The 16,298-nt window shown below is 71.1% G+C and carries 12 protein-coding genes; 2 read left to right on the forward strand and 10 right to left on the reverse strand.

Going from position 1 to position 16,298, the window contains the following annotated elements; genetic code table 11:
- Positions 1-138: 138 nt before the first annotated feature.
- From polX to ACFV46_RS08195, 7 genes are all read right to left on the reverse strand, one after another.
- The gene (polX, locus tag ACFV46_RS08165) at positions 139-1,854 is read right to left on the reverse strand and encodes a DNA polymerase/3'-5' exonuclease PolX (RefSeq protein WP_385497457.1); all 1,716 of its coding nucleotides are present in this window, start codon (positions 1,852-1,854) and stop codon (positions 139-141) included.
- A gap of 76 nt (positions 1,855-1,930) precedes the next feature.
- Positions 1,931-3,172, reverse strand: coding sequence for a DegT/DnrJ/EryC1/StrS family aminotransferase (locus ACFV46_RS08170; RefSeq protein ID WP_385497458.1), 1,242 nt, complete (start codon positions 3,170-3,172; stop codon positions 1,931-1,933).
- 159 nt (positions 3,173-3,331) lie between these two features.
- Positions 3,332-4,459 (reverse strand): GNAT family N-acetyltransferase, encoded by a 1,128-nt coding sequence (locus ACFV46_RS08175; RefSeq protein WP_385497459.1) that lies wholly within the window; start codon positions 4,457-4,459, stop codon positions 3,332-3,334.
- Positions 4,460-4,651: 192 nt separating this feature from the next.
- Positions 4,652-5,065 carry a VOC family protein gene (locus ACFV46_RS08180; RefSeq protein WP_361929053.1) on the reverse strand — a complete coding sequence of 138 codons (414 nt, stop codon included), beginning with the start codon at positions 5,063-5,065 and terminating at the stop codon, positions 4,652-4,654.
- Positions 5,066-5,159: 94 nt separating this feature from the next.
- On the reverse strand, positions 5,160-7,058 hold the full coding sequence (gene htpG / locus ACFV46_RS08185; RefSeq protein WP_385497460.1) for a molecular chaperone HtpG: 1,899 nt from the start codon (positions 7,056-7,058) through the stop codon (positions 5,160-5,162).
- Between the two features lie 105 nt (positions 7,059-7,163).
- Positions 7,164-7,877: a class F sortase gene (locus tag ACFV46_RS08190; protein ID WP_376729801.1), complete on the reverse strand. Its 714-nt coding sequence runs from the start codon at positions 7,875-7,877 to the stop codon at positions 7,164-7,166.
- 113 nt (positions 7,878-7,990) lie between these two features.
- On the reverse strand, positions 7,991-8,599 hold the full coding sequence (locus ACFV46_RS08195) for a hypothetical protein (protein ID WP_361929061.1): 609 nt from the start codon (positions 8,597-8,599) through the stop codon (positions 7,991-7,993).
- Between the two features lie 316 nt (positions 8,600-8,915).
- On the opposite strand from ACFV46_RS08195, the gene ACFV46_RS08200 reads away from it, so the two are divergent.
- Complete coding sequence (locus ACFV46_RS08200) at positions 8,916-10,013, forward strand: acyltransferase family protein (protein WP_385497461.1); 1,098 nt, start codon at positions 8,916-8,918, stop codon at positions 10,011-10,013.
- A gap of 12 nt (positions 10,014-10,025) precedes the next feature.
- Here the strand turns inward: ACFV46_RS08200 and ACFV46_RS08205 are convergent, their stop codons facing one another.
- Entirely contained in the window at positions 10,026-10,622 is a 597-nt protein-coding gene (locus ACFV46_RS08205) for a TetR/AcrR family transcriptional regulator (RefSeq protein ID WP_361929066.1), read from the reverse strand.
- Between the two features lie 19 nt (positions 10,623-10,641).
- Positions 10,642-12,705, reverse strand: a complete 2,064-nt coding sequence (locus ACFV46_RS08210) for a discoidin domain-containing protein (RefSeq protein WP_385497462.1) — start codon at positions 12,703-12,705, stop codon at positions 10,642-10,644.
- Positions 12,706-12,946: 241 nt separating this feature from the next.
- Between ACFV46_RS08210 and ACFV46_RS08215 the strand changes: the two genes are divergently transcribed.
- The gene (locus ACFV46_RS08215; protein WP_385497464.1) at positions 12,947-14,884 is read left to right on the forward strand and encodes a glycoside hydrolase family 5 protein; all 1,938 of its coding nucleotides are present in this window, start codon (positions 12,947-12,949) and stop codon (positions 14,882-14,884) included.
- On the opposite strand, the gene lpdA is transcribed toward ACFV46_RS08215, so the two are convergent.
- The gene (gene lpdA / locus ACFV46_RS08220) at positions 14,874-16,286 is read right to left on the reverse strand and encodes a dihydrolipoyl dehydrogenase (RefSeq protein ID WP_376729824.1); all 1,413 of its coding nucleotides are present in this window, start codon (positions 16,284-16,286) and stop codon (positions 14,874-14,876) included. The genes ACFV46_RS08215 and lpdA overlap by 11 nt on opposite strands.
- Positions 16,287-16,298: the final 12 nt, after the last annotated feature.

Here is a 16,298-nt window from a genome sequence, read left to right on the forward strand (position 1 = left end):
ACACCTCCATGAGGCTGCGACCCGCCCGTCGGACCGCAGGTTCATGACAAGATGATTGACACCTGAACGGTCGTTTACTCCGTGAGCACTCAACAAACCGTCAACTCGCGGTCTTGACAGGGCCCTGGGGACCGGGCGTCACCGGTGAAGGAACCGCCGCAGCCGCTCCAGCGGCCAGGTGTTGACGACGTCGTCCGCGGTGAGCCAGCCGCGCTGGGCGGTGCCCACGCCGAACCGCAGGTTGCCCAGGTGGGTCACGGCGTGGGCGTCGCTGTCGACGGCGAACCGCACCCCGTGCCGCCGGGCCCGCAGGACGTCCTCGTCGCGCAGGTCGAGCCGGTCCGGATGGGAGTTGATCTCCAGCGCGGTGCCGGTGCGCGCGCAGGCCGCGAACACCGCGTCGAGGTCGGCGTCGATGCCCGGGCGCCGGCCGATGAGCCGGGTGGTGGGGTGACCGATGATGTGGACGTGCGGGTTCTCGCAGGCCCGGACGAGGCGGCGGGTCATCGTGTCGCGGTCCTGGTCGAAGTGCGAGTGCACCGAGGCGACGCACACGTCGAAGCCGGCCAGGAAGTCAGCGGGCCAGTCGACCTCGCCGTCGGGCCCGATGTTCAGCTCCACGCCGTGCAGCAGCCGCATCCCGCCGTACGTGCCGTCCAGCGCGCGGACCCGGTCGCGCTGGGCGAGCATGCGCTCGGCGGTCATCCGCTGCATCGCCATGTCCGGGCCGTGGTCGGTGACGGCGTAGTAGGCGTATCCCCGCGCGGCGGCAGCCGCGGCCATGTCCTCCAGCGGGGCGAGCCCGTCGGTCAGGTCGGTGTGCGTGTGCAGATCGCCCCGGAGGTCCTCCTCCTGGAGCAGCGCGGGCAGTTCGCCGCGCAGTCCGGCCTCGATCTCGCCCCGGTCCTCGCGCAGCGGGGGCGGGATCCAGGGCAGACCGAGCCGGGCGTAGACCTCCTCCTCGGTCCCGGAGACGATCAGGGCACCGCTGTCGACGTCGAACAGCCCGTACTCGGAGAGCTTGAGCTTCTGCCGGACGGCCAGTTCGCGGACGCGGATGTTGTGCGCCTTGGAGCCGGTGAAGTACTGCAGCGCGGCGCCCCAGGACTCCGGCGGGACGACCCGCAGGTCGATCTGGAGGCCCTGGGTGGTGCGGACCGACGTCTTCTTGTCGCCCTGTGCGATGACCTCGTGGACGTCGGGCAGCGCGGTGAAGGCCCGCATGACCGGGCCGGGTTCGGTGGCGGCGACCAGGATGTCGACGTCGCCGATCGTCTCGCGGACGCGGCGCAGCGAGCCCGCGTAGGCGCAGCGCTCGCATCCGGGCAGCCGGGACAGCGCGGCGACGACGTCCTCCGCCACGTCCAGCGCGACGTCGACGAGGACCCGGCCGCCGAAGGAGCGCAGCAGGCCGATGCCGTGGAGGATCTTCTCCTCCGTCCGGGGCCCGAAGCCCTTGAGGCCGCGCAGTCTCTCGTCGGCGATGGCGTCGGCCAGCTCGTCGACGGTGGAGACGCCCAGTTCCCGGTGGAGGACGAGGGCCTTCTTGGGGCCGAGCGTCGGGATGTCCATCAGCTGCCGGACCCCGGCGGGGACACGCGCCCGCAGTTCCTCCAGGGCCGCCATCCGGCCGGTGGAGACGTACTCGACGACCTTCTCGGCGGTGGACCTGCCGACGTTCGGGATCTCCTTGAGCCGCTGGACGTCGAGGGTGGACACGTCGGCGGGGTGGGCGGCCAGGGCGCGGGCCGCCTTCTCGTGGACGCGTGCCCTGAACGCGTCCCCTCCGGTGAGGGAGATCAGGTCCGCGTACTCCTGGAGGAGCGCGGCCACCTCATCGTTGGACCGGGCCACCTGTCCAGCGTAGGCACGGACGGGCCGGGGCGGCACGGGCGGGAGCCGCGCGCACCGCCGTCCGGCGGCTCGGACGTCACTGGCCGAGAGGGGCGGGCGGGGTCGGCGCGGCGTCCGTCTCGCCCGCGCGGGGCGTGAGCGGCGGGTGGGCGGGGGTGACCCGCTCCCTGGTGAGGGCGGCGGCGATCCCGCGGGCCAGGAGGGGGTCGGCCGGCAGGACGTGCCCGGCGAACCAGCGGGCCGCCGAGGGGTCCGGCGACGGTTCGACGAACTCGGCGCCCGCGTAGTCGTCGAGCGGCGGGTCGTAGATGTACCCGGTCACCACACCGCGGTCGACGAGCCGGTCCACCAGCGTGTCGCGGTCGTGGACCAGAAGCGGGACCCGGAAGAGGGCGGGCGGGCCGTCGTGCGCGGTCCGCTCCCGCAGCGCCGGGCTGGCCCAGGTGGTGCCCGCGAGCCGGGAGACGCCGTCCCGGCGGCGGGCGAGGTCGCCGTCGAGCAGGGCCATGCGCAGCTCCAGCTGCCCGCGCACCAGCGCGCCGTGCCGGGCGCGGAAGCCGTGCAGATCGACCCGGACCCAGGGCTCGTACGCGGCCAGACTGGGGGCGCGGCGGGCGCTGGCGGTGAGGCGGGAGGTGTGCAGGGCCATCCGGAAGTCGTCGCGCTCCATCAGACCGAGCCGCTGCATGGTCCGCCAGACGGGCCGCACCAGATGGAGGGAGCGGACCGCGGAACGGGCCAGGGGGCGCAGGGTGACGGTCAGGTCGGCCCGCAGCCTGCGCGGGGTGAGCAGGTCGTCGCGCAGCCGTTCCAGCTCGCGGCGGGTGCGCGCGTCCTCGACGGCGAGGAAGCCGCCGGCGGTCGCCGCGACGTGCTTGGAGAGGCTGAACGCGGCGGCCGTGCCGAAGGTCCCGATGGGCTGTCCGTCCACATGGGTGCCGATGGCGTGCGCGGCGTCCTCGATCAGCGGGATGCCGAGCGCGTCGCAGCGGCGCCGCAGCTCGACGACGCGGTCCGGCAGGCCGTACAGGTTGGTGGTCAGGACGGCGTCGATCTCGCGCCAGGTCGAATCCGGTACGGCGTCCGGGTCGATGTTGCCGTCCCAGCGGGAGACCGGGGCCTGCACGGGGCGCAGTCCGGCGGCGAGGACGACGAAGAGGATCACGTCGTCGTTGACCGGGGACATCAGGACGCGTCCGCCCGGCCGGCACCAGCGCCGCAGCGCCAGGTAGAGCGCGAGTCGGGCCGAGGGCGTGTAGACGCATTCGCGTCCGACGCGCCGCGTCATCATCGCGGCGAGCCGCGATCCGTACGGCATGGTCACCTCTTCCGTGAGACGTGAGACGTGAGACGTGAGAGCTTCGGCGAGGGTCCGCCCCTGTCGGACGCGGTGCGAGGGGTACGAGGGCGTGCCGGGCCACGACCGGGACCGTCCGGATCGGACGGGCGGCGGCGGGGGACGGGGTGGGGACGGCGCTCAGCCGGTGCCGGGGCCGGTTCCTCTCGTGCGCGACGTGACGGAGGTGCGCAGACCGCCGGCGGCCTTCAGCAGCCGGTCGGCGGGGTCGCGCAGGGCGGGATGGGCCAGGACGGTGTTCCGCAGGCCGCGCACGGGTCTGCGCCACATCCGCTGGGCCGCCGCGACCGGGTGGGGGCGTGTCGCGAACCCTTCGGCGACGCGCAGCTCACGGGTCTTCAGCCAGTCCTTGTACTCCTTCTCGCCGCGCCCCATGTCCATGAGGGTGACGCCGTCCCGGCCCGCCGCGTACGCCATCCGCAGATGCATCATCAGGCCGGGCGAGTAGTAGGCGAACTCGGGGTCGTACGCGGTGAACCACGCGGCCAGCACCGTGCGCGAACGGGGCCCGAAGTGCGCGGCGACGGGCCGGTCCCCCGCGTACACCACGGACAGGATGCCGGTGAAGTGGTCCTCGCGGACGTGGAAGAGGTGGTCGACCAGACCGACGATCCACGGGCGGGAGAACCGGTCCATCCGCCCCGTCCTGCGGTACTGGGCGGACTTCCAGCGCATGAGGGTGCGCAGCACGCGCGGGTCGCGTTCGTCGTAGACGAAGCGGACCTCGCCGGCGTCCCGGCCGAGCCGGCGCTCCTTCTTCAGCGTCGTCTTGGCCTGCCCCGGATACGTGGCGCGCAGCCAGGCCGGATAGTCGCCCTCGGCGGGCTTGAGGTCGAGCACGGGCGAGGCGAACGTGCCGGTGACGTAGGGGGCGAACGGCCGCTGCTCCTCGACGAGGTGGTCGAACTCGAAGACGGACAGGCCGCACGCCCGCAGCAGTTCACGGCTGTCCCAGGTGACGCCGGGCCGGTGCACCAGGGCCTGAGAGTCGGACAGCCCGAGGCCGATGGCCCGGCCCACGCCGAGGGCGTTGCGCTCGTACGGGAGGAAGCCGACGGCCTCCCCCCGCTGGTGCAGCACGGCCACCCGCGCGCCCGCGCGGTACCGGCCGACGCCCAGCGAGAACTCCGGTGACAGGAACGGGTTGGCGTACTCGGGTGTTTCGTCCATGGCCTGGTGCCACGCCTCGCGCAGCGGGCCGCTCAGGTCCTCGGGTCTGTGAATGGTGATGGCGTTCGTGGATCGCATGGCGACCGCTCCCCCCAGATGTCCCCCCGGACGCGCTTGCAGCGCGTCGCCACCGTCTCCCCCGATGTCGAACTTCGTGGCGAGGATCAAACGTCGCGAAGCATGACACGCACTGTCAAGGTACGAGAAGAATCCTTTAGCAGTACTTGGGGGTGGGCCGCCGCCGGGCCGGTGCGGCCCGGCGGCGTGCGCTCAGCCGTCCTGCCCGGCGATGTTCACCATCCAGGTGGTGCCGAACCGGTCCGTGCACATGCCGAAGAGGTCGCCCCACATCTGTTTCTCCAGCGGCACGCTCACGGTGGCGCCGTCGGACAGCTTCTCCCAGTAGCCGCGCAGCTCCGGCTCGTCGTCGCCGCTCAGGCTCACGGAGATGTTGTTGCCGGGGCGGTGGTCGTCCGTGGGGTTGTCGGCACACATGAGGGTGAAGCCGCTCGGGGTCTCCAGCATGCCGTGCATGATCTTGTCGGCCAGAGGGGTGTCCTTCTGGCCGCCGATGGACGCGTAGGTGTTGAGGTCGACGGTGCCGCCGAAGACCTGCTGGTAGAACTCGAGCGCCTGGCGGGCGTGACCGGGGAACGTGATGTAGGGGTTGAGTCGCGAGGCCATGATTCCTCCTGGAGTGAGGGAGCCGACTCCGAGGAACGTAGCGCGGGCCACTGACAGCGGCCCGCGCACACGGCCGTACGGGGCACGCGACCGGTTACAGGGTGCGCTCCATGCGCTCCGCGACCAGCTTCACGAACCGCGCGGGGTCCTTCGCCTGGCCGCCCTCGGCGAGCACCGCCAGGGTGTGCAGCAGCTCGGCGGACTCGGCGAGGCGCGTCCGGTCGTCGTCGTTCTTGAACGCCTGGTTCATGCCCTTGACCAGCGGGTGGTCGGCGTTGAGCTCCAGGATGCGCTTGGTGCGCGGCACCTCCTGGCCCATGGCGCGGTACATCTGTTCCAGGGCCGGGGTCAGGTCCTGCGCGTCCGAGACGACGCAGGCGGGAGAGACCGTGAGGCGGGTCGACAGCCGGACCTCCTTGATGTCCTCCTCCAGCCGCTCCCGCATCCAGCCGAGCAGTCCGGCGTAGTCCTCGGCCTGCTTCTCGCGCTCCCCGTCGGCCTTCTCGTCGCCCTTGGCGTCCAGGTCGATCTCGCCCTTGGTGACGGACCGCAGCTTCCTGCCCTGGTACTCGCCGACGGCGTCGACCCACACCTCGTCGACGGGGTCGGTGAGCAGCAGCACCTCGACGCCCTTGTCCCGGAACGCCTCCATGTGCGGGGAGTTCTCGATGCTCTGCCGGGACTCGCCGGTGATGTAGTAGATGTCCTTCTGGTCGTCGCCCATCCGTTCGACGTACTGCGCCAGGGTGGTCGGCTCGTCCTCGGAGTGCGTGGTCGCGAACGAGGCGACGGCGAGGATGGCCTCGCTGTTCTCCGCGTCGGTGACCAGGCCCTCCTTGAGGACCGTGCCGAACTCCCGCCAGAACGTGGCGTAGCGCTCGCTGTCCTTGGCCATGATCTCCTTGACCGTGGACAGCACCTTCTTGGTGAGCCGGCGCTGCATCATCCGGATGTGCCGGTCCTGCTGGAGGATCTCCCGGGAGACGTTCAGGGAGAGGTCGGCCGCGTCCACGACGCCCTTGACGAAGCGCAGGTAGGGCGGGAGCAGCGCCTCGCAGTCGTCCATGATGAACACGCGCTTCACGTACAGCTGGACACCGCGCTTGAAGTCGCGGGTGAACAGGTCGTACGGGGCGTGCGACGGCAGGAACAGCAGGGCCTGGTACTCGAAGGTGCCCTCGGCCTGAAGGCGGATGGTCTCCAGCGGTTCGCGCCAGTCGTGGCTGATGTGCTTGTACAGCTCGTGGTACTCGTCGTCGGTCACCTGGTCGCGCGAGCGCGCCCACAGGGCCTTCATCGAGTTCAGCGTCTCGGCCTCGGGGGTGCCGTCGCCGTCGGCGGTCTCGGGGACCATCCGGATGGGCCAGGTGATGAAGTCCGAGTACCGCTTGACGATCTCCCGGATCTTCCACAGCGAGGTGTAGTCGTGGAGCTGGTTCTCGGGGTCGGCGGGCTTCAGGTGCAGGGTGACGGAGGTGCCCTGGGGGGCGTCCTCGACGGTCTCCAGCGTGTACGTGGCCTCGCCGCGCGACGACCAGCGGGTGCCGTGCGCCTCTCCGGCCCGCCGGGTCACCAGGGTCATCTCGTCGGCCACCATGAAGCCGGAATAGAAGCCGACGCCGAACTGGCCGATCAGTCCCTCGGCGCCCTTCTCGTCCTCGGCCTCCCGCAGTTCCTTCAGGAAGGTCGCGGTGCCGGAGTTGGCGATGGTCCCGATGAGCCGCCCGACCTCGTCGTACGACATCCCGATGCCGTTGTCCCGCACGGTGAGGGTGCGGGCCTCCTTGTCGACGTCGATGTCGATGTGCAGGTCGGACACATCGGCGTCGAGCGTGTCGTCCCGCAGCTTCTCCAGGCGCAGCTTGTCGAGCGCGTCGGAGGCGTTGGAGACGAGTTCGCGGAGGAAGACATCCTTGTTCGAGTAGACCGAGTGGATCATCAGCTGGAGCAGCTGACGGGCCTCTACCTGGAACTCAAACGTCTCGGTCGGCATGGTTCGCGACTACCTCACAGGTTCGTTCACCGGAACTGACAGCAGTCACTGTAGGACACGAGGTCAGCGCGGAGAGCGGGTCCGGGGGACCTCCCGCCGGGCGGCTCAGACGAGGTGGGCGAAGACGACGAGGTTGGCGGTGTAGTCCCTGACCTGGCGGTCGTAGTCACCCGCGCAGGTGATGAGGCGGACCTGGGCGCTGGGGGTGTCCTGGTACACACGGTCGCTCGGGAAGGTGTCCTTGTCGTAGGTCTGCGCGTCATCGACCTCGAAGACGGCCTTGCGCCCGTCGGCGCGCAGCACCTCGAAGCGGTCGCCCTTCTTCAGCTGGTACAGCTCGGCGAAGACGGCGGCAGACGTCGCCGTGTCGACGTGTCCGGCGATGATCGACGTCCCCGTCTCCCCGGGCGAGGCCCCGTTCGCGTACCAGCCGACGAGGTTGGTGTCGTGGGCGGGCGGGGGTTCGAGGCGTCCGCCGGAGCCGATGGCGAGATCGGTGAAGGGGGCGTCGACGGAGATCTTGGGGATGCGCAGGCGCACCGGGTGGGACCGGGGCAGGTGCTTGCCCCCGGGGCGCGCGTCGGGTCCGGCGGACTCGGACCGCGCGGGCGCGGAGGAGGACGCGGCGGGCGGGGCGTGCGGAGCACTGACGCTCCCGCTCCCCTCGGTCCGGCCGCCGGTGAACACCGTGAAGAGGATGGTGGCGGCGATGGCGGTCCAGAAGACGACGGCCACGCGTCGCGTCCGCCGCGAGTGCGGGGACGGGGCGTCGGGACCGGCCGGGTCGGGCTGGGGGACGGAGGGACGGCCGGCGTCCATCGGGGAACCACCTCACTGGAACGGGCAGCGGACTGACTGGGGGAAGGGCGGGGCCGCCGCGACGCGCGGGGCACGTGCGGCGGCCTCGACGGCCTGCTCGGACAAGGGGTGGCTCAGGCCACGGACCCGGCCTTCTTGCGACGCATCGCGTACATGCCGGCGCCCGCGACGCCGAGGACGGCCAGACCGGCGGTCGTCACACCCGGGGTGGCGAGGCCGCCGCCGCCGGTGTGCATGCCGCCGCGCGGCTTGTCGTGGTCACCGCCGCCGCCCCACGACTCCTCGTGGTCGCCGCCCCAGGAGTCGTTCCCGTGGTCATCGCCGCCCCACGAGTCGCCCTTCTCCTCGGACTTCCAGTCCTTGCCGTGGTCTTCCTTGTTCCGGTAGGTGTCCGGGTCGTGCTTGGGGTTGTCGCCACCCCAGTCGCCGCCGTTCATGACGGAGCTGAGCGCTCCGCCACCGGTGTGGACCCCGCCGCGCGGCCCGTCGTGCTTGCCCTCCTCGTCGTGCTCCTTGCTGTAGGACTGGTCGTGGTCGTCGGACTTCCCGTGCTCGGACTTCCCGTGGTCGGACTTCCCGTGATCCTCGGACTTGTGCTCCTTGCTGTGGGACGTGTCGTCGTTGTTGTCCCAGTCACCGGTGGTGACGGCGTGAGCGGCGGGTGCGATCGCCAGCGCGGCCGTGGCCGTCGCGGTGGCGAGCAGCATGCGAACAGGGCGCATAGGTGGTTCCTCCCGTCACGGCCTGGGCGGCTGACGCTTCATCACCACTGGAGCCAGGCCTTGACGTGATCCACCGTCAGCCATGTCCACCGGGGGCACCATTCGAAGCGATCACATGGGTTAAGCGCACACCCTGACGGGCGTACGACCGGCCGTCCCGCACCCCTGTGACCAGCGACATCCCACTCTGGGTGTTTGGATCACCCGGAAGTGGTGAGACGCGGGGGATGCCGAAGCACAGCGCCCCTCCCGTCCTGCCTCCGAGAGGCTTCTCCCCCCGGCCGGGGTCCGTGCGCGCCGTCCGGGAGGCGGTGTGGTGAGCCAGGCGACCCAGACCGCTCCCGACTGGGCCGCACCGGCGCGACCTGCGGTTTCCCGGGAGCGGGACGCGTTCTTCGACAATGCCAAGTACGCGGCGATCGTGCTGGTGGCGGTGGGACACGCGTGGGAGCCGCTGCGGGACGGCAGCCGGACCGTCAGCGCGCTCTACATGCTCGTGTACGCGTTTCACATGCCGGCCTTCATCATCATCTCGGGCTATTTCTCGCGGAGCTTTGAAGCCCGTCCCGAACAGCTGAAGCGGCTGGTCACGGGGCTGCTCGTGCCGTACGTGGTCTTCGAGACGGCCTATACCTTCTTCACCCGGTGGACGGACGGGGAGCCCGATCGGCCGATCAGCCTCCTGGACCCCCTGTATCTGACGTGGTTCCTGGCGGCGCTGTTCGTGTGGCGGCTCACGGCGCCGTTGTGGCGGCGGCTGCGGTACGCCGTTCCGGTGGCGCTCGGCGTGGCGATGCTGGCCACACTGTCGCCGTCCATCGGCGACGATCTCGATCTGCAGCGCGTCCTGCAGTTCCTGCCGTACTTCGTGGTGGGCCTGCTGCTGCGGCCGGAGCACTTCCGGTGGGTGCGGCGGCGTGCGGTGCGGATCGCCGCGGTGCCGGTGTTCGCGGTCGGGCTGTCGGTGGCGTACTGGGCGCAGCCGCGGATGACCGGCGGCTGGTTCTACCACCGGGACAGCGCCGAGGAGCTGGGCGCGCCGGCGTGGGCCGGGCTGGTGATGACGCCGGTGATGTTCGTCTGCTCGCTGGTGCTGGTGGCCGCCTTCCTGGCCTGGGTGCCGGGGCGGCGGACGTGGTGCACGGTGCTGGGCACGGGCACCCTGTTCGGCTATCTGCTGCACGGGTTCGTCGCGCAGGCGGCGGGGCACTTCGGCTGGTACGACCCGGCGTGGGTCCAGGGGCCGCTGGGGGCGCTGGTCGTCACCGCCGTCGCGGCGACCGTGGTGACGCTGCTGTGCACCCCGCCCGTGCGGCGCGCCCTGCGCTGCGTGGTGGAGCCGCGGATGGCGTGGCTGTTCCGGCGGGACGCCGCGGAGCGGGACGGGCAGCGGGCCGCGCCCGCACGCGGCTGAGCCGTGCGGGCGTCAGGGCTCGCGCACCAGGGACGCGACGTGGGCGGTGACCGTGTCGAGGATGCCGGTCCAGGCGGCGTCGTCGCCGAGCACCAGGTAGTTGAGGGTCAGGCCGTCCGTCATGGCCGCCAGGTAGCGGGCGAGGACCGGGACGGGGACCCGCAGGCGCAGGCCCATCGTGTCGTGCAGCTGGTCGATCAGCTCCGTGTAGGTGGCGGCGTACAGCTCGTACTGGTGCCGGGCCAGGTGCTCGAAGCCGGGCTGGCGCAGGGCGTACTGGGTCAGTTCGTAGGTGAGCATGTGCTCGTCCGGGTGGGCGCGGACGTGGTCCCAGTACGCCTGGAAGCCCGCGCGGACGGTTCCCTCGAGGGTCGCGCGGGGGCGCAGGGCCTCCTTCACCAGCCGCACGTAGTGGCCGGTGATGGTGGTGATGACGGACTCGATCAGCTCCTGCTTGGAGTCGAAGCAGTAGTGGAAGACGCTCAGCGAGACACCCGCCTCGGCGGCGATGGACCGGGTCGTCGTCCGGGGGACGCCGTCCCGGGCCATCGCTCTGATCGCCGCCTCGGTGAGCTGTCGCCGCCGCTCCGCGGACGGCAGTCGTGCCATGAGGACCCTCTCGTGGGTGTCAGCCGCTGTGGACGCCCACCTCGTACAGGGAGTAGCCCCAGTCGGTGCCCCGGTCCAGGCCCTGGACGCGGACGTAGCGCGCCGGGGTGCCGGCGAATCTCGCGGTGTCGAGGCCGCCGTCGCCGGACGTCGTGGACCAGGCGGTGCGCCAGGTGGTGCCGTCGGTGGACAGGTCGATGCGGTACGCCCTGCCGTACGCCCGCTCCCAGTCGAGGGTGACCCGTCCGACCAGCTGGGTGGAGCCGAGGTCGACGGTGAGCCACTGGTCGTCGCTCCAGTCGCTGGCCCAGCGGGTGCTCCCGTCGCCGTCGACGGCCCGGCCCGGCTGGTAGCTGGTGAACAGGCTCCACTCCGAGGAGCTGGCCGTCGTCCTCGCCCCGCGCGCGAGGTTGGTGCCGGCCGCGTGCCGCTCGGAGGCGGCCCAGGTGCCGAGGTAGGACTCGGCGCCCCGGAACAGGTCGTCCACGGTGTCCTGGCCGCCGACGCGCCGGATGTCCTCGATCCAGTCCGGGACGAGGCCGTAGTGGGAGGCGCCGTCGGTGTTGATGTCCCAGGTGCGCTCGCCGGTCCTCTGGCGCTCGATGACGGAGCCGCCGTCGACGCTGCGGAAGGGGTAGGTCACCTTGTTCGGGGCGTCCGCGCCGCGCGGGGCGGGCCAGCCGCCGACGCCGTTCATGTCGGTGCCGTAGCCGTAGCCGACGCCGTACTTGTCGCGCAGCGCCTCGGTGCGCTTCGCCTCGGCGACGAAGTGCTCCGAGCCGTTCATGTACTGGGCGGTGAAGCCGCCGAGGCCGTAGACGCGCTCGGTCCACTCATGGTCCATCCAGCTGTGCGAGGACAGGACGCCGGGGTAGGACGCGGACTCGAAGATGTCGAGGACGCGGCCGACGGACTTGACGCTCATGTGGTCGACCTCGAGCATCATCTTGCGTTTCATCATGCCCCGGACGGCGTATTCGCCGAGCGAGGTGAGCCCGCGGACGTTGCACTGCGCGTCCGCGCTGTACGAGGGGACGTCGGTGCCCGCCGGGAGCTTCTTCTCGGCCTCGGCCGCCGTCGCGTCGCCGATCGGGTTGTCGTGCTGCGGGCCGGTGCACTTCTCGGTCTTCCAGAAGGTGCCGGTGGACAGGAACTGGCCGACGTTGATGGCGGTGCCGAGGGTGCCCGAGTCGAAGCGGACGCCGCACAAGGCGTTGTCGAACTTGTGGCACAGGAACATGCTGCGCACGCCCAGCGCGTGGAGTTCGTCGAGGCCCTTGTCGATGTCCTCCTCGTCGCACTGCGCGATGTCGAGGATCTGCTTGCAGCCGAACGGCTCGGACGTCTCGACGCCGAGGACGACCGCGAGTTTGCCCTGCTGGATGACCTGGCGGGCCTGCGCGCTGTCGGTGACGATCCGGAACCAGCCCTTTCCGGGGCCGCCGTACATCCGGTCGATGTACGCCTGGAGGTCGTACGTCAGCTTGGCCTGGAGCCGGATGGACGTCATCTCGTCGCAGGAGCGGTCCTTGAAGAAGTACACGGAGCAGATCACGCCGTTGGTGACGAGGTCGTTGACGAGGACGCGCTGGCCGCCGCGCCAGGCCCGCTCGATCCAGGCGTAGTAGTTCTGCTGGTGGGTCAGCGAGTCGTGGGCCGGCCAGTCCTTGAAGGTGGGCCAGCCGACGGGGTCGTGCCGGCCGTCACCGCCCTTGGTGATGAAGTCGAAGACGGCGAGCGAGCCGTCGGGGTAGTGCTCGGGGCAGTCCTTGAGGGCGTCCGCGACGCCCTTGTCGGAGAAGGGCCTGCCGCAGATCAGGCGCCCGCCGAAGGCCTCGTTGGCGAAGATGTGGTCGTGGGCGTCGACGAAGCCGCGCACGTCGCCGCTCGCGTCGGTGCCGGTGAACGGCTCGCCGGTCACCCCGATGCCGGAGTCCGGTGCGGGCCGGGCCGTGGGGTTCCACCAGTCGGTGCCGGCCGCGGCGCTCGGGACGGGTCCGAGCGCGAGGGACAGCACGAGCAGGAGGAGCGACACGACGGTGACGTTCTTGCGTCTGCGGTACGGGCGTCCGGCACTGGTCACGGCCCACGTCCCTCGGTCGGCGACGGTACGAGGCCGCATTGTCATGACCTCGTTCAATGTGCGACGAGGATCGCGAGTACCGCCGAACGAGTCAAGAGTCCGGGACGGATGACCTACTGCAGTCACCGACGGGACTCCCCCGAATACGTCCGCGGCTCGAACTCCCCAGTGCTGTACGGCCGTTCCTGCATTACCGTGGTTCCGTCGACGGACGTGACGTAGTCATGTCAAAGGCGGGAGGATGGCCGTGCGCGGTTCCTTGGTGAGGGCGGCGTTCGCCGCGGTGCTCCTGATGGCTCCGGTCACGGTCGTGCCCGAGGCCAGGGCGGCGGCGGAGCCCTCCGCCGAGGCGGCCGTCTCCCCCGCGCCCGCGGTGGAGGACTGGACACCGCCGCTGAGCACCCGGGGCCGCTGGATCGTCGATGCGGACGGCGACCGGTTCAGGCTGCGCTCCGGCAACTGGCACGGGGCGAGCGGCACATGGAACGGCTCGGGCGACGTGGAGGACGACGCCAACCACCACGCCGGCGAGAACTCCGGCCGGATCCCGCTCGGTCTCGACCGCGCCCCGATGGCCGAGATCATCGCCGGTTTCCAGGAGATCGGCATCAACAGCGTACGGCTGCCCTTCTCCAACGAGATGGTCCACGACACCCGCCCCGTGACGGACGACGCCGTCGCCGCCAACCCCGGTCTGCGCGGGAGGACCCCGCTCCAGGTGTACGACGCGGTGGTGCGCGCCCTCACCGACGCCCGGCTCGCGGTGATCCTGAACAACCACACCAACACCACCCGGTGGTGCTGCGGGGTCGACGGCAACGAACGCTGGAACGCGAGCCGTTCGACCGCCGACTGGGAGGCGGACTGGCTGTTCATGGCCCGCCGGTACCGGGACAACCCCCGCGTGGTCGGCGCCGACCTCTACAACGAGGTGCGCCGCTCGGTGTGGGACGACCCCAACTGGGGTCTCGGCGACGACCACGACTGGTTCGCCGCGTCCCAGCGGGTCGGCGACCGCATCCTCCTGGAGGCGAACCCGGACCTGCTGATCGTGGTCGAGGGCATCAACTGGACCGGCATCCCCGTCGACGGTCTCCCGCACGAGCGCCCCACCCTGGAACCCGCCCGGAACCTCTCGCACACGCTCGTCGACTCCGGCAAGCTCGTGTACGCGGCCCACTTCTACGACTACACGGGCCCCCGGCACAGCGGCGCCACCGGCATCGGCGAGACCAGCGACCCCCGCTACCGCGACCTGAGCCCCGGCGATCTCGTCGCCGTGCTGAACCGGCAGGCCTTCTTCGTCTCCGCCGAGCAGGATCAGCATTTCACCGCCCCCCTCTGGATCAGCGAGTTCGGCGTCGGGGGCCGCGCGGAGACGGCCGCGAAACCGCGCGCCTGGTTCGAGAACCTCGTGGACCAGCTCATCCGCGCCGACGCCGACTTCGCCTTCTGGCCGCTCGTCGGCTGGCACGAGAACCGCGGCGGCAACGGCTGGGCCCTGCTGCACTGGGACGCGGCCGGGCACCGGATGGGGGTGTACGACGGTGACGACTGGCGCGCCCCGGCGTGGCGGCGGCTCGTCGAGGCGACCGGCCGCACCGGGCCGGTGCCCCCGGCCGCCGAGTGGTCGCAACTCAGCCCCGATCACGGCGACTTCGTGCAGTCCCGGCGGATGCGCGCGCTGCCCGACTTCGACCCGGGTGCCCGCAAGGCCGTCTGCCCCGACGGGCAGCGGCTGCTGGGCCTCGCCCACACCGGGAACCGCGGCCTGTGCTCGGACGTGTCCACGGGCGCCCTGGGCGGTCCGGCCCTCGGGCACGAGGTGGTCCGCGACGAACGACACGTCCGGCCCGGCGGCGACTGGGCGTCCGGGTACACCAAACTCCAGTGCGCCGAGGGGCAGTTCCTCGCCGGGTACAGCGTGCGCGGGGCGGCGGTCTCGGCCGCCCTGTGCGCGACCGCCCCGGCCGGCACGCTCGGCACCGGCGGCCGTACGGTCTGGTTCGACCGGGCGGACGCGCGCGGGGCGGCGCCCAAGGGCGGCGACTTCGCGTACGGTCGCTACAAGGGGCAGTGCGCCGACGGCGAGTACGCGGCCGGGATCGCGTACACCGGCCGGATCGGCTCGGCGCGGACCCCGGACGCGCTGTACTGCCGTCCGCTGGCTAGAGGTTGATCATGTGCCCGGACAGGCCGTGGACCGCCTCCTGCAGTGCCTCGCCGAGGGTCGGGTGGGCGTGGACGTTGCGGGCGATCTCGTGGACGGTGAGGTCCCACTTCTGGGCCAGGGTCAGTTCGGGCAGCAGCTCGGTGACGTCCGGGCCGATGAGGTGCCCGCCGAGGAGTTCCCCGTACTTCGCGTCGCTGATCAGCTTGACGAAGCCGGTGGCGTCGCCGAGGCCGTGCGCCTTGGCGTTCGCCGTGAACGGGAACTTCGCCACCTTCACGTCGAAGCCCCGCTCGCGGGCCTGCGCCTCGGTCAGGCCGAAGCTGGCGATCTGCGGCTGGCAGTAGGTGGCGCGCGGGATCATCGTGTAGTCGAGCTCCATCGTCTCGGCGTCCGCGATGGTCTCGGCGGCGATGACCCCCATCGCCTCGGCGGCGTGCGCGAGCATCAGCTTCGCCGTCACGTCCCCGATGGCGAAGAGGTGCGGGACGGACGTACGGCAGCGGCCGTCGACGTCGATGGCGCCGCGCTCGGTGACGCGTACGCCGGTGTTCTCCAGACCGTAGCCGGAGACGTTGGGGGCGAAGCCGATCGCCTGGAGCACCTTGTCGGCCTCCAGCACCCGCTGGGCGCCGTCCTTACCGGTGACGGTCACCCGCACCTGGTCACCGGAGTCGTCGACGGCGTCGACGCGGGTGGAGGTGAGCACGTCGATGCCCAGCCGGCGGTACTGCTTGGCGAGTTCGGCGGAGACCTCGGCGTCCTCCAGCGGGGTCATCCGGTCCAGGAACTCGACGATGGTGACCTTCACGCCGTAGTTGTGCAGCACATAGGCGAACTCGACACCGATCGCGCCGGCGCCGGCGATGACGATCGAGCGGGGCAGCTCGTCGGTGAGGATCTGCTCCTCGTAGGTGACCACGCGGTCGCTGAGCCGGGTGCCGGGCAGCAGCCTGGTCGTCGCCCCGGTGGCGATGATGCAGTGCTCGAAGCCGATGGTGCGGGTGGCGCCGTCCGAGCCGGCCACCTGGAGGGTGTGCGGGTCGAGGAACGTGCCGCGGCCGTCGATCTCCGTGATCTTGTTCTTCTTCATCAGGTAGTGGACGCCCTTGACCCGGCCGTCGGCCACCTTGCGGCTGCGCCGGAACGCCTCGCCGTAGTCGAAGCTGATCTCCCCGTCGCTCCTGATGCCGAAGGTCTTCGCCTCGCGGGTGACGATGTGCGCCAGTTCGGCGTTGCGCAGCAGCGCCTTGGTGGGGATGCAGCCCACGTTGAGGCAGACACCGCCCCAGTACTTCTCCTCCACGACCGCGACGCGCTTGCCCAGCTGCGCGGCGCGGATCGCGGCGACGTAGCCGCCGGGCCCGGCTCCGAGGACCACGACGTCGAAGCGATCGTCCTGCTCGACCATGGGGAGTTCCCT

It is taken from the genome of Streptomyces sp. NPDC059852, assembly GCF_042731455.1.
Classification (GTDB): Bacteria; Actinomycetota; Actinomycetes; order Streptomycetales; family Streptomycetaceae; genus Streptomyces.